This window comes from Neobacillus sp. S1227, assembly GCF_055385255.1.
Genome location: NZ_AP038276.1, coordinates 416,060 through 439,940 on the forward strand (window position 1 = coordinate 416,060; position 23,881 = coordinate 439,940).

A 23,881-nucleotide genomic window follows, 5' to 3' on the forward strand; every position below is an offset into this window, starting at 1 on the left:
GAAATGAACGCGGTAAATTTTAATGAGGTATATACTAAACACGCAAAACAGCTATATTATATTGCTTATCAGTATATTAGAGACGAGTATTTGGCAGAAGATATCGTCCAAGAATCCTTTTTAAAGGCGTACCGGAAATTGGACACGGTCGAAGACAATGGTAAATTAGGAGCATGGCTCTCGGCCATTACTGCGAGAACCGCGATTGACTTTCTTAGATCGGAGAAAAGACGCCATTGGATGCCGATGGACTATGCCGAACTGGAACCGCTGCACTGTGTCGGAGCGAGCAGCGGTTCTAGTACTGAGGAGGCGGCTGTCATCCGGCTTTTCCAAGAGGAGATCGGCGGCTCAATAGAGAACCTCTCCAAGGAATTCCAGGAAGTGCTGATACTCAAAATGCAGTACGGACTAAAAGAAACCGAAATAGCCAGCCGCCTCAACCTTAAATCCGCCACTGTCAAAACCCGGCTTTACCGGGCGAGAAAACAGCTGCGGGAGATTTTGGCGGCTGGATAGTATGTTTAAGGGTGTCAGGCGCCACGCGTGGACAATTGTCCGAGTGGGGCGGACACCCTTTTTTTATTTCTACTAAACCGAGTGAAAATAAGATGGTAGGTTAGTTATAAGAGCTTCATAACACCCGGGCGAGAAGGAAAAAGGAGGCATCGGTGGTTATGAAAGGGTTCATAACGCCCGGGCCAAAAGAAAAGGTGAAGCCTCGGTAGTTATGAGAGCTTCATAGAGTTCCAGCAACGGTTCAAAGCGCAAAACTTCATACGTTGTTAATGACCTCGGCCATTTCTTATGAGGAAATGAAGTCCCCGCCATTTACATGCAAGGTTTGCCCGGTGACGTACCGTGAGTCATCGCTGGCGAGGTAGACGTAGGCGGGTGCGAGCTCGAATGGCTGACCGGCCCGTTTCATCGGAGTGTCGGTTCCAAATGTCGAAACACGTTCCGCCGAAAACGATGACGGAATTAGCGGTGTCCAAATCGGTCCCGGTGCTACCGCATTAACACGGATACCCTGGTCAACGATAGATTGCGAGAGTGACCTCGTAAAGGAAACGATGGCACCTTTTGTGGCGGAATAATCAATCAATGTTTTTTCGCCACGATAAGCTGTGATGGAGGCTGTATTAATAATCGAGCTGCCATCCTTTAAATGGGGCAATGCTGCCTGGGTCATAAAAAAATAGGAGAAGATATTCGTGGCAAAAGTATGGATCAGCTGCTGTTCGGAAATATCTATCAACTGCTCCTGTGGATACTGCACCGCACAATTGTTAACTAAAACATCCAGTTTTCCGAACGTCTCAATCGTTTTTTTCACAACCTCCAGACAATTTTCCTTATAACGGAGATCGGCCGGAATGGCCAAGCAGAGCCTGCCAATCTCCTCCACTCTGGCTTTTGTCTCCTCGGCATCCCGTTCCTCATAAAGATAAGCAATAACAATATCCGCTCCTTCTCCTGCAAAAGCATATGCAGCAGCTCGGCCTATCCCACTATCCCCGCCGGTTATTATAGCCACTCTGCCCCTTAATTTACCGCTTCCTTTGTAGTCCGGGTTTTCCGAAATCGGCCTAGGATTCATTAAGTGTTCGAGCCCCGGCTGCTGGTCCTGATGCTGAGGTGGAAAAGATATTGGCTTCTCCTCACATTTTGTTTCTTTGCTGTAGTAGGGATACATCGGATAATTTCTCATGAAAGGCACCTCCATAAACTTGGGCATTTAACTATGACACTATATGTGGTTGAATCCCGAGAGGTTACCGGATGATAAAATCGATAAGTATTTCTTATCTTTTTTCATAAAGACTGCGAAATTTATTTATCAAAGGGACAGGAATATACTGGTAGTGAAGTAACAAGGGGGTGTAAACACAATGGAATATATCTTGTTATACATGATTGGAATCTGTGCCACAACGCTTGGGACGCTTGCCGGCGGGGGCGGACTTATCAGCCTCCCTGCCATGCTGATATTAGGGCTGCCAATCCACTCGGCTATTGGTGCAAACAAAGTATCCAACACGGTCAGTTCTTTTTCGAGCTTTTACCATCTTTATAGAAAAAAGGAAATATCCCTAAAGGAAGCCATTTGGATTATTCCTGTCAGCCTCGGCGGCGGGGTGACAGGCGGCTTCATCGCATCCCATATATCGGGGGAAAATATGTACATCATCGCCATTATTCTGCTTATTTTCGCTTTTATCGCTTCCTTTAAGGGGAAAGGGAATTTCGCCGGCACGGAACCGTTAAAGATGAACAAGGTTAGTGTGCCAGGATTGTTCGGAATTGGAATGTACGATGGTCTGTTCGGCCCGGGACAAGGAACGCTGATGCTTTATTTGTTCGGTTATTTGAATATTGCCTACCTTCGTGCCGTGGCTTTAGTGCGGATTGCGACTTTTTCCAGCTGCTTTGGCGCCGCCATTTCCTATATCGCCACTGGAAAAGTCATTTGGCCAATGACGCTTGCGCTCCTGCTCGGTTCCCTTTCCGGTGCACAAATCGGCGTCCGCATCGCCGAAAAACTAAAACCAAAATATGTGAAACCCATTTTGCGAGTAGTTACAATCGGTCTGATTTTCCAAATATTTGTAGATAAAGTTATATGATACGTGGGGGATGGTTCTAATGTTTCATTTTTAAATGAACGAAAGAACCGTTCCTGCATTTTAGGCATACCTTAAAGGAGCAGGATTTGTGGAGGGTGATATTGTGGTTGGCGGCAGTACTGAGTGGACTGGTTATCTTGATGCGATTGATGCTGCCTTGGAACAGGGGATGGTGGCAAAAGAAGTGGTTTGCTCGATTACTACTGGGTTACGCGTGCTTCCCTCACTGCGGAATGCGCCGGGCCTGAACCCATATCATGCGTCTGTAGCGGATGTCGGGTACGGCTATGACGCGGTCAGGGGGACGATTGCTCGATTGAGGGGCGGCGAAACGATTCCTCTAGTAAAAGAAATGCTGGTCCTCGACCTCGACACGCTGCGAATCAGCGAAAAACAATTGAGCCCTAATTTTGAGTTGGTTGCTCAAGAGGCAGGGCAGGATACTTATTATTTGATCGAACAGAGTCGACAATTAAACCGGCAGATTGCTGAAAAAATCAACCAGGCCATTGAGTACGGCAAGGCTCTTTTTGGTCCTGAATGGAATGTGATTTTGAAACGCGTGCAAAAGGTTCAAGCCATTCCGCGTCTTTAATAGTACTAATGATAGGGAGGGCAGGGAATGCCTGGTGCGGAAATGAATGAAGAGGAACGACAACGGCTGCTGGAATGGTGGGACGCAACCGAGAGGGGAATAGTTGTGGTAAAAAGGCTGATGTCGTATGTGACAGAACTCCGTCTGCATCCGGGGTCAAGCCGTGCCGATGGGATGATTTTGTTTTATCGTGCAGCATCTGAGGTTTCGTATGGCTATGCCGGGATGAGAGGCTGCATCCGTCGTGCGTTCACCCCGGAGTATTCTGATTTTCTCCGCCATAATATTGTCAAATGCCATAGCTTTGCTAGGAGATTTTCAGTCGATACAAAGGTCCTTCTTGAGCGGGTTGCCAAACAGATCAGCGGGCAGGAACCGCTCGCGATAGTCCAACACATTCAGGAAACCCTTCGTGAAAATGACACGGTTTTAGAGGAAATAGAAAATAAGAAGAATGCTTTTTTGGGTGTGATTCAGGCGTGAAACATGGGGACGGTTCTTTTTCCTCATTTTTAAGGAGAGGCAGAAGAACCGTCCCCATGCACTCACCCATGCACTCACCCATGCACTCACCCATGCACTCACCCATGCACTCACCCATGCACTCACCCATGCACTCAAACACAAGCTTCGTATTCTCTCATGATGTTGGTAATAATAGTTTTAACCGGTAGGATTTCTTTGATTTCATGCACTCTTGCACCAGCGAAAACAAGGCCGTTCTCACTATCCCCATTCATGGATGTAATCAACGAATCCAGTGTGCAAAAACGATAAGAACAATTCTTCAGGCAGTCAATGCACTTCTTTATTTTCACCTTTTTCTCATCGGAAATGAGTTCGGTAAAATGATTCTTTATCGCACGGCCCTGGAGGCCAACCGTTGTTTTGACCAAGATCGTATCCTCTTGGCGGGCATGAACATATTTTTCCTTAAACGATAACGGTGCATCACATTCTTCGCTGGCTACGAACCGGGTGCCCATTTGGACCCCTGATGCCCCCATCTTTAAGGCGCGGGCAAGATCCTCTCCTGTCAAAATGCCGCCGGCAGCAATGACTGGAATCTTCACTGCGCCTATTACTTCTGGCAGGATATCGAATAACGGCCTGTCTGTTCCAAGGTGCCCGCCGGCTTCAAATCCTTCCACCACAACAGCTGAAGCCCCAAGGCGTTCAGACATCTTTGCAAGCCTTGCTGAAGAAACAATCGAAATGACAGGAATGCCTGCTTCTTTGCCCCAGGCATACATATCTCTTGAAATTCCAGCCCCTGATATAATGAAATCAACCTTTTCTTCAATGGCTGCTTTCATTTTTTCCGCAAAGTCATTCATGGCAAATAGAACATTAACACCTATATAACCAGTGCCAGTAATACCTTCCCTCGCCTTTCGAATATGTAATCTCATTTCCTCGACCGTAATCCCTGTTCCTGAGATAATTCCAATGCCTCCAGCATTAGCAACTGCTGATGCTAGCTTACTTAAAGAAATTCCTACTCCCATACCGCCTTGCATGATAGGGAATTTGGGCATCATATGACCTATTTTCAATTGAGGAAAATCCAAGAAAAAACCCCATTTCATTATTATTTGAAGGATCTTAACACCTTCTCATTGTAGCAATAGGGTTTCCATAGAGCAGTGAGCCCCTTAACAACTGGTGCTAATAGTTGATAATATTATTAAACTTGTCACAAAAAGTTCAAATTTATCTCCATATTAATGAACCGAATCAGATACAGCCTCCGAATTCTTCACTTTAATTATGCAGGCCAACGCAAAAAGCATGCTTACCGCAGCTGCAAAGAATAACATCCCAAATCCAAAGAGGTCAATCAGCAGACCTAACACTGGCGGGGATACGATGGCCGCGAGGGAGGAAACCAAATAATACAAGCCGGTTCGGGTCCCATTTCTGTGTTCACTGCCTGTTGAAACTACATAAGGATAGGCGTTGATATTGATGCATGCCCAAAACATTCCCCCGACAACCAGGAAGAATCTCAGGATAAACACTGAGTCCACCCAATTTAAGAAGAGAAAGACAAAAAACAACCCGATGACCCCAATTAAGATCACCTTTTTCTCTCCGTATTTTGCCCCAAAAAAACCACTTGGGATAGAGGATAGGACAAAGCTTAATGAAAAGAACGCCAACGAAAAGGCGGAATCACTTCTGGACAGGCCAAGTTCTTTTACCCCGTACAAGGTAAACAACGCCTCCATCCCCTGGATCGCCACAAACCAAAAGAAAATGGCCGCAAGTAAAAAAAACGTGGGTGCGTTGAGTTCACTTTTATAATTTATCCTAGAAGCAGTTGTCATGGTTACCGGCAACGAATCACGGTTTTCCTTAATATTTTTAAAAAGAACCCATAATGTCACTAATAAAATAAAACCCACTAGCAGAAAAGGAAAGGATTCATGAACATTAAACAAAAACGCTCCCACACTAAACGCCAAGATGGCACCCAGGCCGCCCATGAAATTAATAATCCCGTTCGCCTTGGTGCGCTGATGTTCTAGTGTAATGTCGGGCATCAGGGCAATGGTGGGAGAGCGGAAAATGGCCATTGATAAGTTCATACCAACCATGAAAAGGATTAACGTGAAAAGATTATGATGGAAAGGAATTAGCCCGATAAAGAGGGCTGCGAGCGGGATGCCGATAAGCAGATAGGGCATGCGCCTTCCGAAGCGTGTCTGGGTACGGTCACTGAGGGTGCCGACATAGGGCTGTATAAAAAGAGCGAAATAATTATCAATCGTCATGAGAAAGCCGATTAAAGCCGTGCTTTCTAGATAATCATTCAGAAAGAACGGGACAAAGCCATTATACAAAGACCAGCCAATACTAATACTGAAAAATCCGAACCCTAACACCCATGTTTTTCGCAAGAGAAGCCCCCCCACCGCAGCTTATTCTTTTGTCCTATATCGAAAGCATGCGGAATAAACCTTTAAATAGGAATGTTATTATCATATGCCGCACCTTCATTCTTTTGCTTGATTTTTTCATAGCTTGATAAGGAAGAGCCCAGTAAAAGAAATTTTCCTAAAAACAATTGACAGATATTAGAAAAGATATTATTATCATTATTGATAATGATAATAATAAAAAACAGTGGGCTTAAAGGGGAGATTGAAATGGTAAGTTCCGCAAAGATTATTGCGATGTTTGTGCCAATTATCTTTTCGTTTGTTTTATTTATCGGGTTGATTTTGTTTTATAGAAAGAGAACCGGGGTGTCTGCAAAGCCGGTTATTTTAGGAGCAGTTGGTTTTATCGTGTTCACTCAAGTGCTTGAGAAGATTTTGCATGTGGTTGTAATCACAAACTTCCCAAATTACGCTGACCATCCTTGGGCATGGGGGGCATACGGCGCCATGGCAGCAGGGCTTTTTGAGGAATTGGGAAGGTTCATATTATTTACCTGGCTTTTGAAAAAATTCCATGACTATAAAGGCGGCATCTCGTTTGGCATTGGCTGGGGCGGGATTGAGGCAATCCTTCTAATACTGATGATTTGCGGTCAGGCTTTAGCTTTTTCCTTTATGATCAATGCTGGAACGTTTGAAAGTTCATTGGCCCAACTGCCAAGTGACCAGGTGTCAGATATTAAAGAGGGAATTCTAAATCAGAGAGCCAGCTTTTATTACTTAGCCATCCTTGAGCGTTTCTTGGCGGTTTTCCTGCAGATGGCTTTTAGTTTACTGGTTTTGTTGGGTGTTGCAAAAAAGAAATTTTCCTATGTGGTTTTGGCTGTTCTCATCCATGCAGGGGTGGACTTCCCAATCGTATTTGCCCAAGTCGGCCGCATTACGAACCTGTGGATTATCGAGGGATACCTTGCAGTCATCGCCATATTCGCAGTCATCTTTATCAGAAAAGCCAAAACGATGTTTCCGGGTACCAGAAAATTGACTAATAGAAAGTGAGAGTCCTGGACCGCAGTTCAGGTCTTTTTTTATTTAAGGAAAAGTTAAGGAAGGGATTTGATAATAGGCTTATCCAAAAATATGTTTCCGGCCGGGGCTTGAGCCGGATGTAAAAAGGAGTAAGCAAAGATGAAAAAATGGATACTTATTGTGGTCAGTGTGCTTATCGTGGGGTATGTCGGTTATCAGTGGTATAACTCCAAGAACGCTACGCAAACAGCATCAGCACAAGTCCGGACTGCGACCGTTCAAAAAGGAAAATTAGAAGTGAAAATCAGCGGGTCGGGTACGGTCCAGCCGGTGACAAGTACAGATATTAAATCAGCTGAGGATAATAAGACTATTGATGAAGTGTTGGTTGCTGCTGGGGAAGAAGTAAAAGCTGGTGATGAATTAATCACCTTTACAGATGGAAGCGACCCAGTGACAGCACCTGCTGATGGAGTAATTACGTCCATATCTGCAGCTGCGGACAATCGAGTTACAAGCGGCCAAGTGGTTGCCCACTTGACAAATTATAATGATTTACAAACAGTCGTACAGGTAGATGAACTAGATATTTCAAAAATTCAAGTGGGACAAGCGGTCAACCTGAAGGTAAATGCGTTCGCGGACCAAACCTATACTGGCAAGGTGTCAGCAATTGCGACTGAAGGCACATCCTCCAACGGCGTTTCAACATTTGATGTTACCATTCACTTTGATAAAATCGATAACTTGAAGGTCGGAATGAGCACCGAGGCCAGCATTTTGACAGCAAGCAAAGAGGATGCCCTTTACGTACCGCTTGATGCAGTTCATACGGCTAACGGTGAAAAGTATGTTATTGTGGCTTCTTCCAGCTCTAATGGGCAATCCGGTACTGAACAAAAAACCGTAAAAACAGGGTTAGCCAACGAGGATTATGTTGAACTTACGGAAGGTGTTTCAGAAGGTGAGACCATCCAGCTTCCACAATTGGCAACAGACAGTTCTTCTTCTAATACACGCGGCATGATGCAGGGCGGTCTTGGAGTAGGCATGGGAAGTATGGGAGGTATGGGAGGATATAACCGCAACGGTGGCGGCCAAGGCCAGTTTGGCGGCGGAAGGAGCGGAAACTAATGGGCCAGCCGATTATTAAAATTAGCAACCTAATGAAAACCTATAAGCTTGGCGGTGAAATGGTTCACGCCTTAAATAACGTGTCCATTGAAATCGAAAAAGGGGAATTTTTAGCCATCATCGGTCCGTCCGGTTCAGGAAAATCAACTTTGATGAACATGATTGGATGCCTTGACCGACCTCAGTCCGGCACATACTTTTTGGACGGTAAGGATATTGGCAGGATGGATGACAACCAATTGGCAGTGATTCGCAATCAAAAAATCGGCTTTATTTTTCAAAACTTTAACCTGTTGACAAAATTAACGGCCCTTGAAAATGTGGAACTGCCCTTATTATACGCAGGTGTTCCGGCGAAAGAACGGAAAGAAAGAGCACTGGAAAGCCTAAGCAAGGTTGGTTTGAAGGAGCGGGCTGGACACCTGCCAAGCCAGCTATCTGGAGGTCAGCAGCAACGGGTTGCAATTGCCAGAGCATTAGCCGGAAATCCTTCCATCCTTCTTGCCGATGAGCCAACTGGTGCCCTTGACAGCAAGACAAGTAAGGAAATTCTTAACTTAATGAAAGAACTGAACGAATTAGGTCATACCATCATTTTGATTACACATGATTTGGCCATAGCGAAACAGGCAGGGCGAATGGTCAGTATTCAAGACGGCCAGCTTTTGGAAAATGGGGGTGAGCTTGTTGGGAATATGGCAATCTATTAAAATGGCGCTCCGCAGTATCCAAAGCAATAAGCTCAGGTCGGCCCTGACGATGCTGGGAATGATTATCGGTGTATCATCAGTCATTGTGCTCGTGTCAATTGCTCAGGGGTCTGCACAAAGCGTCACTAGCAGAATTAGTCAGCTTGGTACCAACCTGTTAACCGTCAATACGTTTGGAACCGATTTAGCCTTAACGGAAGATAAAATTAGCGAGCTTAGTAAATTAAATGGGGTCAAAGCCATTTCCCCTGTGGTATCTGGCCGTGTGAATGTGAAAAAGGATAAGATAACTTCGCAGGTGTCACTGACAGGGACCAATGCGGCTTATTCTGATGTCCGTGAAACAAAGGTCAAGCAAGGGCGATTCATTACCGACCTTGACATTGAATATCGTCAGAAAATTGCCGTTATCGGATCTGAAACAGCTTCCACCTTTTTTGGAGCAGAAAACCCAGTCGGGCAATACATCCAAATTGAAGGCACTTCTTTTAAAATTGTCGGGGTACTGTCATCGAAGGGAAGCTCAATTGGACAAGGCGGAGACAACACGGTCATCGTTCCGCTTAGTACCGGCCAGCGGCTAGTGAAAAGCACAACCATCAACCAGGTTTATTTACAAGGGAAAAATGAGGACCAATTGGATTATGTCATGAACGAAGTGAAAATGGCGCTTGCTAGCATGTATCCTAACAAAAGCGATTCGTACAGTGTAACTAACCAACAAGATTTAATAGATACAGCAAGCTCTGTAACGAGTTCCATGACGATGATGTTAGGCGGAATTGCCGGCATTTCCTTACTCGTTGGCGGAATTGGAATTATGAACATCATGCTTGTCTCGGTATCAGAACGGACGAAAGAAATCGGGATCCGCAAGGCGATCGGCGCAAAACGGCGTGATGTCCTGTTGCAATTCCTGATTGAAGCAGTTGTATTAAGTGGTGTCGGCGGACTGATTGGCATTCTTGCCGGTGTAGGGTTAGGAAAACTGCTGTCATCACTGTTTAGTTTAACGGTTTCGTTTACTTCATCAGTGATGTTGTCTTCCTTCCTCTTCTCGCTGGCGGTCGGCGTCATCTTCGGGGTGTTCCCGGCCAATAAAGCATCGAAATTAAATCCTATTCAGGCACTGAGATATGAATAAGGAGTGAGTTCGCGTAATCAGGCTTGAAATGAGAACCTTAGAATGTAAATAAAACCGGGCACTCACAAAGCGGACCGCACCTGTTGCGGCCGCTTTGTTTCCTATATAATTAGTGTAATAAAAATTTATTGGGAGCGTTCATTATGCGTTTATTAGTGGTAGAGGATAATCTATCTTTGCTGGAATCCATCGTCCAGCTTTTATCAGATGAATTCGAAGTTGACCAGGCAACGAATGGAGAAGATGCCTTGTTTTTGGCGATGCAAAATATCCATGACGCCATTATCTTAGATGTAATGATTCCTGAAATTGATGGTTTTGAAGTGCTGCAGACCATCCGGAAGGAAGGGCTGAAAATCCCGGTTCTGTTTCTAACAGCACGGGATTCATTGGAGGACCGGGTGAAGGGACTCGACAGCGGCGGTGATGATTATTTGGTAAAGCCATTTCAGGCAGCGGAGTTAAAAGCGCGCATCCGTGCTTTATTAAGACGAAGCGGCAGCTTAACCACCAACCAAACTATCCAGTACCGGGGAATCGAATTGCTCGGCAGGGAGCGGGACATTATGGTGGACAGCACCCCCATTAAGCTCACCGCTAAGCAGTACGAACTGCTTGAATACCTCATCCAAAACAAGGGAGTCATTTTAACAAAAGAACAAATTTATGACCGTGTCTGGGGGTTTGATTCCGATACCACCATCGCGATTGTAGAAGTGTTTATGCATCATCTTCGAAAAAAATTAGAGCCATATGGTTATCACTCAGATATAAAAACGATTCGCGGTGTCGGCTATATGCTGAATGAGGAATAGGAGCAGCATATGTTCAAGCGCACACATATCCAGCTGACTTTGTTGAACTCGCTGGTATTTATCGTACTAATCAGCATTTTTGGAAGCATTATTTATTTTTATACGAATCATCGATTATATCAGGATGTAAACCGCTCGTTGCTGGAATCTGTTAATCATTTTCAACAGGAGCCCGGCCAAGATGATGCTCATGATTCACCTGGTCCAAGATTTATGAGAAGGGACCCAAGGATTATGACCTTACTATGGCAAGGTAACGATAAAGATCAGCAGCTGCTTGGGGAGCAAGGTCGTGAAACTGCGTTGTTTGCGGGGACAGAGGAGCAAATCCGCCCGAAAAAATTAAAATCCTTGCAGGATGTGGAGGCAGGAGGATTTTCCTACCGGTATATTGCCTTTGAAGTGAACACTACAGCAGGAAAAATAACAGTGCAATTCATCCGCAACGTCAACTCTGAAAAGGAATTATTGGATAGGCTCTTATTAATTATACTAATTGGCTGCGGAATTGGGGTGATTTGCGCGCTTGTCTCCGGTTATTTCCTAGCCGGCAGGGCACTTGTTCCGATAAAGAAAGCTTGGGATAAACAGCAGGAATTTGTCTCCGATGCTTCCCATGAACTGAGGACGCCGCTAGCGGTCATCCAGGCGAAAACCGATGTGCTGTTCCGGAACCCAAAGGCTACCGTTCAGGATAAAATTCACGATATTTCCACCATATCGAAGGAATCACGAAGGCTTTCCAAGCTGGTGACTAATTTATTGACACTAGCAAGATCCGATTCCAATGAGCTGGAAATGAAGAAGCGGGAATTTCAGGTGGATGAGCTTTTACAAGAGATACTTTTGCAATTTGAAGATATTGCTTTATATCAGGAAAAGTCGATTCATTTAGAGGCGCCAGAGCCTGTTACATTTTGCGGGGATAAGGAGAGGCTGCATCAACTGATTGTCATATTGTTGGACAACGCGTTGAAATATACAAGTGAAGGAGGGGAAATTCAGGTTTCCTGCCAGCAAAGCCACTCTTCAATAACACTTACCGTGAAAGATAACGGAATTGGCATTCCCGAGCAGGATATCCCGCGCATCTTTGACCGATTTTTCCAAAGTGATAAAGCCCGGACATCTGCGGAAGGTACGGGTCTGGGTCTTTCCATCGCCAAATGGATTATCGACAAGCACCATGGCAAAGTCAAAGTTAACAGCAGTTTCGGCACAGGAACCTCTATTGAAATTGTTTTCCCAAGAACCCAGAAAAATTAAGCTAGGTTCTTTATTTTTTAAGAAAATCTTAAGGAAGGCTCTTCATAATGAAGCTATCTATTGGAACAAGCTTATTTGAAGGGAGACCAAAACAATGAAAAAAATGAGAAAAGCCCATTTATGGATAGGCTTAATTGCCTCTATTCTAATCTTTATGGAGTCACTCACAGGACTGCTCATGAATGAACCGTGGTTAATCGGTCAGACACAGATGGGAGAACGGGGTAATTTCCAGCCTGGGCAATTTAGACAAGGTGGAATGGGCGGCACGGGCGAGACAGCTGGACAGAATCAAGGACAGTTTAATCGGCAAATGCAAGGCCAGAACGGAAACGGCCAGTTCCAGGGACCTAACGGTGAATTTGGCGCGAACGGAAACTTCACGAGGGGGTTCCGTGGTGAAGGTGCAGGCCAAACTTCTGCTATGGGCATCATTAGGGGACTTCACGAAGGTCGAATCGGAAATACCGATGTAAAGTGGTTAATTGACCTAACCGCGATTGCGATGATGTTCCTGACGGGATCTGGTATCTATCTATCTGTCAAAGTTCTTGGTGCGGAAAAAAGAAAGAAGCGAAAGGATGATTCATATAATGCAGTGATCTAAAATAGTTAAACTAGTTTACTCAAGTACAAGGGGCACGTCCGTTGATTCGGAGTGCCTCTTTATTTTTCAGAAAATTAAAAGGAAATCCAATAATATATATCGAATAATAGAAAGTATGATTTTTCGAGCAGCGATGGAAAGCTGATTTGAAAAAAAAGATGGAGTCACTATGTTTTCGAAGACGAACTGAACCATCGAGGCCAAATTAAGATTATAAAAAAAATGATCAAAAAGGCCAACAAGAAAAGATAAACAAGGAGTGGAGATTTTGAACATTTATGTTATCCGTCACGGTGAATCTGAGCACAACGTTGACCGGACCGTGATGTCACATACGCACGATTCCCAGCATAGTTTGACCGAGCTTGGTCTCAAGCAAGCACAAGTGACAGCCGATTACCTCAAAACAATCATCGAAGGCAAAACCGTTCTTTACAGCTCACCCTATTTACGGACGAAACAAACCGCCCAAGCCATTCATTCATTGTTGCCGGGGGAAGTTCCATTTTTGGAGAACCCGCTAATAAGAGAATGGGAGCTTGGTAATCTATATGATTTCAACAACCGCACCCCTGAGGCAAAGAAGGAATATAAAGCAGCGGGACAATTTTATTTCCGTTTTCAAAATGGGGAGTCTCTAGCCGATGTATACTTGCGTGCAACCATGTTTATGAATACGGTGGTTGACCGGCTGAAGCGGCAGCAGCGTTATGACAATCTCGTGATTGTTACACATGCCGCCTTTATTCATATGCTGCTGGCATTCCTGATGGAGACGCCGGTTGATGAGTTATTAAACTTCAAGCCGATTGAAAATGCATCTGTCACCAAGATTGATGAAGTGGATGGAGACTATCAGCACGAAAAAATCTTTGTACCGAAGGTCGAAGTCTAAGTAAACATATGCAAAATGGCCCCGCCAATAAGGCTGAGGCCATTTTTTTATAGTGCTTCGTTTATCACCTTTTTGTAGTATGCAACTGAGAGGACACCAAAAATGGAATAGAGCGCTGCATACAACAGCATGACAACCAGCATCGGTGTCCAAACCTCTGCACCAAACAAAAACCAACCGGATTGGACAGCAAAATAACCGTGTGCCAGGCCAATCGCTAACGGAATGCCAAAGCTGAAAAGCTGCTTTCCTTGAATTCCTCTTAACAAATCCCCTTGGGTAAAACCAAGTTTTCGTAAAATCGTATAATTTGGCTTTTCCTCTTCACTTTCTCCCATCTGCTTAAAATAAAGAATACAGCCGGAAGTAATCAGGAAGGTTAACCCAAGGAAGCCAACAATAAACATGGCCAGCCCCATGTTCTTTTTCTGCTCTTTGATCAGGTCAAGGCGGGAATCATTCCCATTCTCGCTGCTAAAATGCAAGCCAGTGAAAATCTTATTGGCTTGTTCAAGCTGCTCCTTATTTTTCAAATTAATACCGATAAAAAGGGACGATTCTTGTTGAACCTTTGGATCTAAATCCTGTTTCAGTCGCTGAAAAACGGCATCGTCAACAATGGCAGTTGGTGAACCGCCAGCTGTGAAGTACCATGAAATAACGAACTCCTTTTTCAGTCCTGAATATTTTAACGGAATCACTTGATGCAGCCCCTTAAATTCAATCGTTCCTGAATCCTTTAAGCTCATAAACTTCTGCAGCAAATCACTATAGCCGGTAAAAATAGTTTCACCAGGTGCTGCATCAACATTTTTTACAGATATGTCGCTGATGACCGACATAGGCATGTCAGAAGGGTCAACCATCATTCCTTCCAAATTCCGTTCTAGGATTGGTTTCAAGTTGGCGCTGACCTGAATAACCTCAATACGTTTTTCATGAAAATTGATTCCTGCATTGTCCAGGGCGGTCTCAAACTTCGCTGCAGCCCCTTCAGTAATAAAAGCAAAGTCAGCGGCCACATTATTTTGGGCTGTTTTATCAACGGAATAATAGGAGATATAGCATAATGATAATAGACCGATTGCAAGCGCCGATACAGTCGTGATAATCGTTAATAACATAGCGTTTGATTTCATTCGGAACATGATGGAGGACAGCGACATCACTTCATTAATGGATAAGTAGCCGTCTTTCCGTTTGCGGATGATTTGGAAAATGAAACTGACTGAACCCTTATAAAACAAATATGTTCCGATAATAACCGATCCGAGAATTCCCGTCATCGCCGCAAATAATGCCGGCATGGTGGTAAAGTCTCCGCCGAACAGCTTGGAAGAAACATAATAGCCTGTTGCAATCAGCACTAATCCAAGAATCCCAATAACGTTTTGAAACATTGATAGTTTTTTCACTTTGCCCTCTGTCGATGAAATGACTCTAAACAAAGCCAAAATGCTTTGGCGTTTAATAAATAAATAGTTCATCAATATGATAGACAGGTAAATCACAATAAACACAATCATAGTTTGTACAAGTGCCTGTGATGAGAAATGAAGGCTGGCTACTGCATCAACGCCGGTAATTTTAAATAAAATCATCAAAATTAGCCGTGACACAGAAAACCCGAGAAAGATGCCAATCACTAGGGAGCCGAAGTAAAGAATAAAGTTTTCGGCGCTAAGAATCCGGAAAATCCGGGCTTTGGTCATCCCGATTAATTGGAACAAGCCGATTTCTTTGCTCCGCCGTTTGATGAAAATGTTATTGGCATACAGCAAAAAGATCGAGACTATTGCTACAAGCAGGAGCGAAGCGGTTCGAATGGCAGCGGCCCCTTTAATGGTCCCTTTTGCTTCCGTCATCGCCGGGTCATACTGCAGTGTGACGAAAGCGAAGTAAAGTGCGACACTAAAGACCAACGCAAACACGTACAAGAAGTAATTTTTCAAGTTCTTTTTCAGGTTGCGAAGGATCAGGTGATTAATGTTCATATTGAACACCGCCCAACACTGCTTGTGTTTTCATAATGTCTTGAAAGAAGTCCTGCCGGGGCTGTTCGCCCTTATTTAACTGGGTGTAAATCTGCCCGTCCTTGATGAAAATGACCCGGCTGCTAAAGCTGGCGGCAACAGGATCATGGGTGACCATCACAATCGTCGCATTACGCCGTTGATTTAATCCGCTAAGCTTGTTTAATAGGTCCGATGCCGACTTTGAGTCGAGAGCACCCGTCGGTTCGTCCGCAAAAATAATGCTTGGTTCATGGATAAACGCCCTTGCAGCAGAAGTCCGCTGTTTTTGTCCGCCAGAAATTTCGTTTGGATATTTGTCCTTGAGCTCGTAAATACCGAGTTCTTCAGCAACTTCGGCAAATTTTTTGTCCGCTTCTTTTTTCGGCATTTTCGTGATGGACAGCGGCAGGAGAATGTTTTCTTTTACCGTCAATGTATCTAAAAGGTTATATTCTTGAAAAATAAACCCTAAATGATGTTTCCGAAACTCAGCCAGCTGTTTTTCTTTCATTCGAGTGATTTCGTTTCCTTCAATTTTGATTGAACCGTTACTGGCATTGTCAATTGAAGAAAGGACATTCAGCAGCGTTGTTTTTCCGGAGCCTGAGGCACCCATGATGCTGACAAATTCTCCTTTTTCAATAATTAAATCAAGTCCTTTTAAAACGTCCTGTTTATTCCACTTGTTGCCGTAGCTTTTATAAATTTTACTAGCATCTAAAATTGGCATTTCAGCACACTCCTTATTTCGATAGCTTTAGTATAAAGGTGCGTGTGGATTACTTCCTTCGTTTCGTCGAACAAATGCGGCAAAGCATGTGACAATGTTGTCACATGCCTGAAATATGGTGGAATTCATTTCTTTTTGGAAAAATTAGCGTAAATGTCGTACCTTCTCCTAGCTTGGATTCCACCTCAATATGGATGAATAGCGGCTGGGATGCTTTTTTTGCAAGATAAAGCCCCATGCCGGTAGCCGCGCTGTCTTGATGTTTGGCGGTAGAGGTGAAACCCTTGTCAAAAATGCGGGGCAGATCCCGCGGGTCAATGCCTCGACCGAAATCGGTGAGTTCAAGAATGGTCCGTCCATCACGATGCCCGCTTTTTATCAGAATATCCGACGCCTCACTGTATTTAACAGCGTTGGTTAACAGCTGTCTAAGAATAAACGCCAGCCATTTGGCATCCGTTATTACCTCGATGTTGTCCAGATCTACGTCAAAACCGATCCCCTTTTGCATACACCATGATCGCAGCGTCTTAATCTCTGAATAAATAATCGCTTTTAAATCTGTTTTTTCGATATATAAGTCATTTTCCATGAATGGTATCCGCTTTTGGTGAAGCTGCTGGTCAAGCAGCAGATGAATTCGCAGCCACTCGAACTTTAGGTTTGCCCGCAGCTTGCTATCCTCCATGCGGTCAATCATTAAAGACATAGCTGTCAGCGGTGTTTTCACCTCGTGTATCCACGATAATAGCTCATCCTTTTCCTGCTCAAGCATCGTCCGATTAGCAGAAGCCTCTATTTTGAGTGATTCGGTTTGGCCGATGACGCTTCTTTCAATAATTTTTTCAAAAGGGCTTATGGCTTTTGGCAGGCAAGTTAGATCAAGGCTGCTTTCCCAATCCTCCAATCCTTTATAGAAGTTCGTCTCCTTGTGGTAACGAACGATTAGGAAAATCGCAAAGATAATGAGAGATAGAAAAATCATATATAGGACAGGCAAAAACGGGATAGCAGAATCAATGCAGGCGATAAAAACAATGAGAAGTTTTAAGGATAAAATGAGCAGAATCCAGCTCCGCCGTTCTTTTAAAAAATTTTTTATCATGTCAGCTGCGCCTCATCGACCGCTATATAGCCTTGTCCCACTTTCGTTTCGATAAAGTGCCCGATACCAATCTCATCGAGTTTTTTGCGGAGCCGGTTGACGTTCACCGTCAGGGTATTATCACTGACAAACCGTTCGTCGTCCCACAAGCTCTTGATTAACGCTTCGCGCGTCACGATTTTATTCTTTTGATTAATAAGCTCCCTCAGGATAAACATTTCATTCTTGGTCAACTCGATTGAACCTGCGTTGTTAGCAACTGAATTTTTTTGATAATCCACTGTTGCCCCGCACCATGTTTTCAGTTCGAGTTGGCTGTCACTGCTGTAATCATATACTCGGCGCAGCATCGCTTGAATTTTTGCAATCAGGACTTCGAAATGAAAGGGTTTTTGGATGAAGTCATCCGCGCCAAGTTGCATCGCCATCACCATGTCGGAAGGATGGTCCCGTGACGATAAAAATAAAATCGGCACACTCGAGTGGGAACGAATCATCCGGCACCAATGGAAACCGTCAAATTTAGGCAGCTGGATATCAATGATGACCAAATCAGGCTTGAGAGACGTAAATTCCTGCATGACTTGGGCAAAATCTGTAATTCCATACACGTCATAGGACCAGCCGCTCAGCCGTTCCTTCACTTCATTGAATAATGTGGCATCGTCTTCAATCAATAAGAGTTTAAACATTGGCATCACCAGCTTATCTCGGTTTTTCCTCATTTACATAGTATAGCAAAAATTTCCTTTTTTCTATTAAAAAAAGAGCCGACTCGAACTGCACCCGAAATTTTAGACACAGTCTAAAATTTTGAGGTGTAGTTCACTTTAGTGGCTCCTTTTCTAAATTATGGCTGGTCGGCTGGGAAAACGATGCCGGCGTCCTTTCTAGCTGCAACGAGCATCTTCATGACTGAGTAACTGTGATCGAGTAATTTATAGCAGTGAGCAAAATCCTCATTTTTATATATTTCCTTGAAGGTCAGCAGTTCATAATAAAGTCTGTTTGTGGTTGTCTGATTGTTTAAGGTGACGGTTGTTCCATCAGTATGTAAGATGACATTTTGACAGCCGTTTGCCCCGTTTTCAACATGAATATATCCTTTTTCACCTTGGATAAGGACAAAGTTCAGGCCGTGTGTATCCTTACTTCCTACGCACTCGGCGATAAAATCAGGATATTTCAAGACAAGAACGCCAGAGGTGTCGATTCCGTTCGGGTGCTTATTGGCTGTATAGCGGACGTATTCCGGTGTGCCAAACAGGTTCATCACAAAATGTAGGTTGTAAATGTTGATGTCAACAAGAGCGCCGCCGGAAAATTTCGGATTAAATATATTCGGTGTCTCCCCGGCAAGCAGGGCATCGTACCTGCCTGAGTATTGGCTGTAGTTACACTGGATCACTCTTATTTGCCCCAGGCTTGGCAGGTTATTTTTAATGAGTTGATAGTTGGGCAGGTGAATGGTTGTGATGGCCTCAAACAGCATTAAATTCTTTTGTTTGGCGAGTGACATTAAGCTTTCCAATTCTTGAACAGTGGAAGTGAACGGTTTCTCGCATATGACATGCTTTCCATTCTCAAGCGCACGGTAAGCCAGTTCATAATGTAAACTGTTAGGTGAGGCCAGATAAATAAAGTCGATGTCACGATTCTGGTACATCTCCTCTAAATCGGTGTAGATGGCATTTATTTGGTATTTTTCTGCCAACGGTTGAGCGTTTTCCTGTTTTCGGGAATACATAGCTACGCATAGGGCATCTTCGATATGACTTAATGCTGAAAGGAAGGTATCCACTATCGGCCCCGTTCCAATTGTTGCAACATTCATTTGCTTGAGTCCTCCAATCTTTTTGGGCCGGATTTCTGATCCGGAGTCCAGCTGCTTTTTCAGGCAAGGCAATAAAATACTTATTACATCTTAATAGATTTCTGCTTACTTGCCAAATAAGAGGCAGTTGGGTCAAATAGGGTTATTTTTGTACTGTACACGAACCAATCGAGTCCGGCTGAAATTTTTTAGTAATCAATAAGAAAACTTGGTGGGCAAGCTTCACCGCTTGGCAAATGTTTGAATAAGCTATGTTAAAAAGATAAGCTTTATTTTCTACGGAGGGAAAACAACAATGAGGGTATATCAGGTTAAGGGCTCGTCAAGTAAAGTGGAATTATTGGAAATGACGGTTAACGGAATGGTAAAGATTCGAAATTTATTTACCAATGAGGTAATTGAAACCACGCAGCAGGCGTTTCAGATGGCGTTTGAACCTGCATCGTACACTGTAGATGACTATATGAAAGCAAAGGGACATGAATGGTCCAGCCAATTATCCCGAATGGAAGCTGAAACTGTCCTTGAAAAATCCAAAATAGAGGTAATGGAACTATTTGGGAAATGTACGATTGTAGCAGTACAGCTCCACAATGGATATGTCTTGATAGAATCCAATATATGTAATGCTGAGGGAGAGTATATAAAAGAGCATAATGTTCAGCAATGTCTTGAACGCATAAAAATGAAAATTTTCGAATTAGAAACGTACAGACTGCAAAGTGCAAATCTATCGCAACCTCAATGAAATTAATATTTATCGACAAGATTGAAAGGATAAGAGGCACCTTCTAGCGATTAGGGGGTGCCCTTTGATTTGGAGGGATGGGGCGGTTCTTGTGCCTTATTCCTGAACAGGGGAAGTTTTGGGCCCAACATGAGGAGAGAAGAAGGAGTGAGCAGGGAATAGGTCGAAAATTAATGGGGAGAATAAGCGGGCAAAAGCCCTTTACCTTCAGGAGGGATTTGAGCAAGGGGAGGGCGTAGTTTGTTATTAATATGATCTTTAGAAGTCTCCGATTAAAAACAATTAAATTATACTAATATAATAAAATTCGTGCTGAGGGCGCCCTTCGTTAATAAGGAGGGTGCCCCTTATTAATAGAATGATTAAAGTGAAAACTTAATTGTTTTAAGGTGTTAGTAATTCCGACTTGACTCATAGGATTTTATATATTAAACTTTGAAAGTATTAATTAGGAGGTTATGAAATGAATAACATATTAATTATCGTGAACGTTGTCGTTCTTCTGTTACTGATGTTCGGCTTATTCATGATGCAAAAAAAGCATGTTTCCTTTTCAAAACGTGTGTTTACCGGACTTGGTTTAGGTCTTGTATTTGGATTTATCATTCATCTTATCTACGGTGGAACACATGAAGTAACAACACAGTCGATTAACTGGTTTAACATTGTCGGCGGCGGTTATGTCAAACTGCTGCAAATGGTTGTTATGCCATTGGTGTTCGTATCGATTGTCGGGGCTTTTACAAAGTTAAAGCTAACTAAAAATATTGGGAAAATAAGTTTTCTCGTCATTGCCATCCTTCTTGGGACCACGGCCGTTTCTGCTGCCATCGGTATTGGATCTGCACTTGGATTCGGACTTGATGGTATCCAGTTAACAGCAGGGGATGCAGAAAACGCCCGAAACGAGCTATTGAAAGAAAAAGTGGCTGGTGTTGAAACGATGACCTTGCCACAGCAAATTGTTGAACTTATTCCAAGCAATCCGTTTCTAGATCTAACGGGCGCTCGTCCAACATCAACGATTGCAGTAGTTATTTTTGCTGCATTTATCGGCGTTGCATATCTTGGGGTAAAACGTAAAGAACCTGAGAAAGCTGAGTTTTTTGCAAAAATAATCGATACGTTATATTCCATCACAATGAGGGTAGTTACACTCATTCTAAGATTAACGCCATATGGTATTTTGGCCATCATTACAAAGGTGGCAGCTACTAGTGATTACGACGCGATTGTAAAATTAGGAAAATTTGTCGTCGCTTCTTACGTAGCACTTATCTTGATGTTTATTGTACATTTATTACTTTTAACATTTGCAAAATTAAACCCTGTAAACTACGTGAAAAAAGGAATGCCAACATTAACGTTCGCTTTTTCGTCACGTTCTAGTGCAGGAACATTGCCATTGACCATTAAGACGCAAACGAAAGACTTTGGCGTGTCTGAGGGGATTGCCAACTTTGCCGGTTCTTTTGGACTTTCCATCGGACAAAATGGCTGTGCTGGGATTTATCCAGCGATGCTGGCTGTCATGGTTGCGCCAACAGCAGGTATTGATCCAACAAGTATCTCGTTTATCCTGACCCTTATTGTCGTAGTTGCCATCAGTTCATTCGGTGTTGCAGGTGTAGGGGGCGGGGCAACCTTCGCAGCTTTGATCGTTTTATCAGTCTTGAACCTGCCAGTTGCAATTGTTGGTCTCCTTATCTCTGTTGAGCCTCTGATTGACATGGGCCGTACTGCCCTTAACGTTAGCGGCGCAATGACTGCTGGTGTGTTAACAAGTAAGGCAACCGGTGAATTCGAAAACGAAGTTTATCAGCAGCCTAATGTAGTGGAAGCATAAAATTATAAAAGTTCATTAAAAATGACTGTCGAAATTGGTTCGGCAGTCATTTTTTTATGTCGCTTGTTCATTATACTAGACGTTTTGTTCAAAATAGTGAAAAACTAAGAAAACAGGAGAAAAACACATTAAAGGGAACAAAAACTGTTCTTTATCGAGAAATATGGTCGAAAATTGGCTTTTCTTTCTGCTATATTGTTCAATATAATGAACGTATCGAAGTGATATATATAACTGAAGGGGGGAAAGGGATGTTTAAAAAGTTAATACTAGCCTGCTTATTGTTGAATTCTTCAACATTGGGCTTAAACATGATCAACGTGGAGGCTGCAGAAACTGTTATACCTCATCCAGAAGCAGTTGTCCAGGCTGATGGAAATATAGCTGATAGTTTAAATGAAACAGCTAACATACCGAACCTGGATTCAACAGACAAAGCAGGGGATGCCAATACTGCTGAGGAAGCTGTGATGCCTAAAGAGCAATCAAGTGCTGTTGAGGGGAATCAGGTTGAGGCTGGCTTGGGTCAGGAGATAAACACTTCCTCGGATGATAAAATTATCAATCAGGATCAATCAACTGATAGATCAGGAACCCAAGACCAGGATGTAACAGGAGCAGTAAATGTTGTCCAAGATCAAAGTGCCAATGGTACAGTATGCCAAGAACAAACGGTTAACGCATCTGCCTTCTGTGAAGGGAAAATCGAAAGTGATGTTCAAGGTGAGGCAGACCAGAGCCAGACAACCAAACTAGAGGCGGGTCAGCTGCAAACAGGTGAATCATCGGAAAAAACAGAAGCTGAGCAAAAACAAGGGATGGAAGTTACATCTGAGCAAAGCCAAGAAGCTACTGTCCAACTGGGAGATACTAAAACGCAAAATCAAGGAACAAATGCATCAACCAGCCAATCACAGTCCATCAGTGCAGATGACCAAGCTGAATTTGAACAGGAACAGTCCACGGAATTAACGGTGGAGCAAAGACAGCAGCTTGATTCAAAGGTGGACGAGCAGAAGCAGAAAACAACAATAGAGGCACAACAACATCAATATTTAAGTACCACGGGTTCCGCAAAGATAGAACAAACCCAGGAAGCTGAGGTAAAGAGTTCAATCTTAGATACTGTAAAACAAATTGTGGTTGAAACAGGTGTAAATGTTACAACAAAAAATTATATTGAAATCGTTAAAGACTCAGTAAGCAGTATGGTAAAAGTCTTTCAAGAAATTTTTGTGAACGGCAGGCTGGTTGATTCTTATGCCCATATGTACGATGTAGATGGAATGAAAGAAGAACCAACACAACATAAATATGAAAAGACTTTTGACTGGGGGACACTTGCAGTCGAAAATACTGCAATGGTTACCTTTAGCAAAGAACTCCAGCGATTCGAAGCAACAATGAGCAGTTTTCTGGGACTTAGTTTCTTCTCCAGTATCATCAATAATCAAGTCGAGGAGAAGCCCAATCCCGACAATGGCGGTCAGCCAGAGAATCCGCCAACGGATGGAAGTGAAAACCCAGGAACCCAGCCGCCGGGGGGAGATGAGAACCCGCCTGAAGATGGTAATAATGGAGGTACTCCTGCAACACCTCCGGCAAGTGAAAATGAAAATCCTGGGACACTGCCGCAAGACTGGAATGAAGGTACTGCACCTGTCACACCATCTACAGATGGTAGCAGCCAGCAGACACCAGTTCCTAATAATGAGCAAACTGTAAGTGCACAGCCTGCTGTGAGCAAAACCGCAGCAGCTGCACCAGCCGTAAAAGGGCATACACTTCCGGTGACTGCAACAGCCAATTATAATTTCCTTCTGTATGGCGGAATATTAGTTTTAGCCGGCAGCTTGTTTGTTGTAGCGCGGAGAAGACTTAATCAATAATTAAACA

The 23,881-nt window shown here is 43.6% G+C and carries 23 protein-coding genes; 15 read left to right on the plus strand and 8 right to left on the minus strand.

The window, feature by feature from the left end:
* The first annotated feature begins 3 nt into the window (after window positions 1–3).
* Window positions 4–519: an RNA polymerase sigma factor gene (locus tag ACZ5AE_RS02125; protein ID WP_464569038.1), complete on the plus strand. Its 516-nt coding sequence runs from the start codon at window positions 4–6 to the stop codon at window positions 517–519.
* Between the two features lie 286 nt (window positions 520–805).
* Here the strand turns inward: ACZ5AE_RS02125 and ACZ5AE_RS02130 are convergent, their stop codons facing one another.
* The gene (locus tag ACZ5AE_RS02130; protein ID WP_464569040.1) at window positions 806–1,711 is read right to left on the minus strand and encodes an SDR family oxidoreductase; all 906 of its coding nucleotides are present in this window, start codon (window positions 1,709–1,711) and stop codon (window positions 806–808) included.
* A gap of 181 nt (window positions 1,712–1,892) precedes the next feature.
* Between ACZ5AE_RS02130 and ACZ5AE_RS02135 the strand changes: the two genes are divergently transcribed.
* The 3 genes from ACZ5AE_RS02135 (at window position 1,893) to ACZ5AE_RS02145 (ending at window position 3,705) form a co-directional block, all read left to right on the plus strand.
* Complete coding sequence (locus ACZ5AE_RS02135; RefSeq protein WP_464569042.1) at window positions 1,893–2,627, plus strand: sulfite exporter TauE/SafE family protein; 735 nt, start codon at window positions 1,893–1,895, stop codon at window positions 2,625–2,627.
* A gap of 88 nt (window positions 2,628–2,715) precedes the next feature.
* Window positions 2,716–3,222 carry a hypothetical protein gene (locus ACZ5AE_RS02140; RefSeq protein WP_464569044.1) on the plus strand — a complete coding sequence of 169 codons (507 nt, stop codon included), beginning with the start codon at window positions 2,716–2,718 and terminating at the stop codon, window positions 3,220–3,222.
* 27 nt (window positions 3,223–3,249) lie between these two features.
* Complete coding sequence (locus tag ACZ5AE_RS02145; RefSeq protein ID WP_464569046.1) at window positions 3,250–3,705, plus strand: hypothetical protein; 456 nt, start codon at window positions 3,250–3,252, stop codon at window positions 3,703–3,705.
* Window positions 3,706–3,839: 134 nt separating this feature from the next.
* Here ACZ5AE_RS02145 and ACZ5AE_RS02150 read toward each other — a convergent pair whose 3' ends face one another.
* Window positions 3,840–4,811, minus strand: coding sequence for an NAD(P)H-dependent flavin oxidoreductase (locus ACZ5AE_RS02150; protein ID WP_464569048.1), 972 nt, complete (start codon window positions 4,809–4,811; stop codon window positions 3,840–3,842).
* 135 nt (window positions 4,812–4,946) lie between these two features.
* Entirely contained in the window at window positions 4,947–6,125 is a 1,179-nt protein-coding gene (locus ACZ5AE_RS02155) for an SLC45 family MFS transporter (RefSeq protein WP_464569050.1), read from the minus strand.
* 207 nt (window positions 6,126–6,332) lie between these two features.
* Between ACZ5AE_RS02155 and ACZ5AE_RS02160 the strand changes: the two genes are divergently transcribed.
* From ACZ5AE_RS02160 to ACZ5AE_RS02195, 8 genes are all read left to right on the plus strand, one after another.
* Window positions 6,333–7,166, plus strand: coding sequence for a YhfC family intramembrane metalloprotease (locus ACZ5AE_RS02160; protein WP_464569052.1), 834 nt, complete (start codon window positions 6,333–6,335; stop codon window positions 7,164–7,166).
* Between the two features lie 129 nt (window positions 7,167–7,295).
* Window positions 7,296–8,270, plus strand: coding sequence for an efflux RND transporter periplasmic adaptor subunit (locus tag ACZ5AE_RS02165; protein ID WP_464569054.1), 975 nt, complete (start codon window positions 7,296–7,298; stop codon window positions 8,268–8,270).
* A complete protein-coding gene (locus ACZ5AE_RS02170) occupies window positions 8,270–8,980 on the plus strand; it encodes an ABC transporter ATP-binding protein (protein ID WP_464569056.1) in 711 nt (236 codons plus the stop codon). The genes ACZ5AE_RS02165 and ACZ5AE_RS02170 overlap by 1 nt, the downstream gene beginning before the upstream one ends.
* Window positions 8,949–10,124 (plus strand): ABC transporter permease, encoded by a 1,176-nt coding sequence (locus ACZ5AE_RS02175; RefSeq protein ID WP_464573516.1) that lies wholly within the window; start codon window positions 8,949–8,951, stop codon window positions 10,122–10,124. Before ACZ5AE_RS02170 ends, ACZ5AE_RS02175 begins: the two co-directional genes overlap by 32 nt.
* Window positions 10,125–10,267: 143 nt before the next feature.
* A complete protein-coding gene (locus tag ACZ5AE_RS02180) occupies window positions 10,268–10,939 on the plus strand; it encodes a response regulator transcription factor (protein WP_464569058.1) in 672 nt (223 codons plus the stop codon).
* Between the two features lie 9 nt (window positions 10,940–10,948).
* Window positions 10,949–12,205 (plus strand): sensor histidine kinase, encoded by a 1,257-nt coding sequence (locus tag ACZ5AE_RS02185; RefSeq protein ID WP_464569060.1) that lies wholly within the window; start codon window positions 10,949–10,951, stop codon window positions 12,203–12,205.
* A gap of 94 nt (window positions 12,206–12,299) precedes the next feature.
* Window positions 12,300–12,812, plus strand: coding sequence for a PepSY-associated TM helix domain-containing protein (locus tag ACZ5AE_RS02190; RefSeq protein WP_464569062.1), 513 nt, complete (start codon window positions 12,300–12,302; stop codon window positions 12,810–12,812).
* A 268-nt stretch (window positions 12,813–13,080) separates the two neighbouring features.
* A complete protein-coding gene (locus ACZ5AE_RS02195; RefSeq protein WP_464569064.1) occupies window positions 13,081–13,707 on the plus strand; it encodes a histidine phosphatase family protein in 627 nt (208 codons plus the stop codon).
* A gap of 47 nt (window positions 13,708–13,754) precedes the next feature.
* Here ACZ5AE_RS02195 and ACZ5AE_RS02200 read toward each other — a convergent pair whose 3' ends face one another.
* The 5 genes from ACZ5AE_RS02200 to ACZ5AE_RS02220 all read right to left on the minus strand — a co-directional run bounded on the left by ACZ5AE_RS02200 (window position 13,755) and on the right by ACZ5AE_RS02220 (window position 19,391).
* Window positions 13,755–15,701 carry an FtsX-like permease family protein gene (locus ACZ5AE_RS02200; protein ID WP_464569066.1) on the minus strand — a complete coding sequence of 649 codons (1,947 nt, stop codon included), beginning with the start codon at window positions 15,699–15,701 and terminating at the stop codon, window positions 13,755–13,757.
* Window positions 15,691–16,452 (minus strand): ABC transporter ATP-binding protein, encoded by a 762-nt coding sequence (locus ACZ5AE_RS02205; protein WP_464569068.1) that lies wholly within the window; start codon window positions 16,450–16,452, stop codon window positions 15,691–15,693. The genes ACZ5AE_RS02200 and ACZ5AE_RS02205 overlap by 11 nt, the downstream gene beginning before the upstream one ends.
* Before the next feature lie 100 nt (window positions 16,453–16,552).
* On the minus strand, window positions 16,553–17,557 hold the full coding sequence (locus ACZ5AE_RS02210) for a sensor histidine kinase (RefSeq protein ID WP_464569070.1): 1,005 nt from the start codon (window positions 17,555–17,557) through the stop codon (window positions 16,553–16,555).
* On the minus strand, window positions 17,554–18,249 hold the full coding sequence (locus ACZ5AE_RS02215) for a response regulator (protein WP_464573517.1): 696 nt from the start codon (window positions 18,247–18,249) through the stop codon (window positions 17,554–17,556). The genes ACZ5AE_RS02210 and ACZ5AE_RS02215 overlap by 4 nt, the downstream gene beginning before the upstream one ends.
* Window positions 18,250–18,407: 158 nt before the next feature.
* Window positions 18,408–19,391 (minus strand): Gfo/Idh/MocA family protein, encoded by a 984-nt coding sequence (locus ACZ5AE_RS02220; RefSeq protein ID WP_464569072.1) that lies wholly within the window; start codon window positions 19,389–19,391, stop codon window positions 18,408–18,410.
* Between the two features lie 295 nt (window positions 19,392–19,686).
* Between ACZ5AE_RS02220 and ACZ5AE_RS02225 the strand changes: the two genes are divergently transcribed.
* From ACZ5AE_RS02225 to ACZ5AE_RS02235, 3 genes are all read left to right on the plus strand, one after another.
* On the plus strand, window positions 19,687–20,139 hold the full coding sequence (locus ACZ5AE_RS02225; RefSeq protein WP_464569074.1) for a hypothetical protein: 453 nt from the start codon (window positions 19,687–19,689) through the stop codon (window positions 20,137–20,139).
* Between the two features lie 463 nt (window positions 20,140–20,602).
* Entirely contained in the window at window positions 20,603–21,985 is a 1,383-nt protein-coding gene (locus tag ACZ5AE_RS02230) for an L-cystine transporter (RefSeq protein ID WP_464569076.1), read from the plus strand.
* Between the two features lie 251 nt (window positions 21,986–22,236).
* Window positions 22,237–23,874 carry an LPXTG cell wall anchor domain-containing protein gene (locus ACZ5AE_RS02235; RefSeq protein ID WP_464569078.1) on the plus strand — a complete coding sequence of 546 codons (1,638 nt, stop codon included), beginning with the start codon at window positions 22,237–22,239 and terminating at the stop codon, window positions 23,872–23,874.
* The last annotated feature ends 7 nt before the right edge of the window (window positions 23,875–23,881 follow it).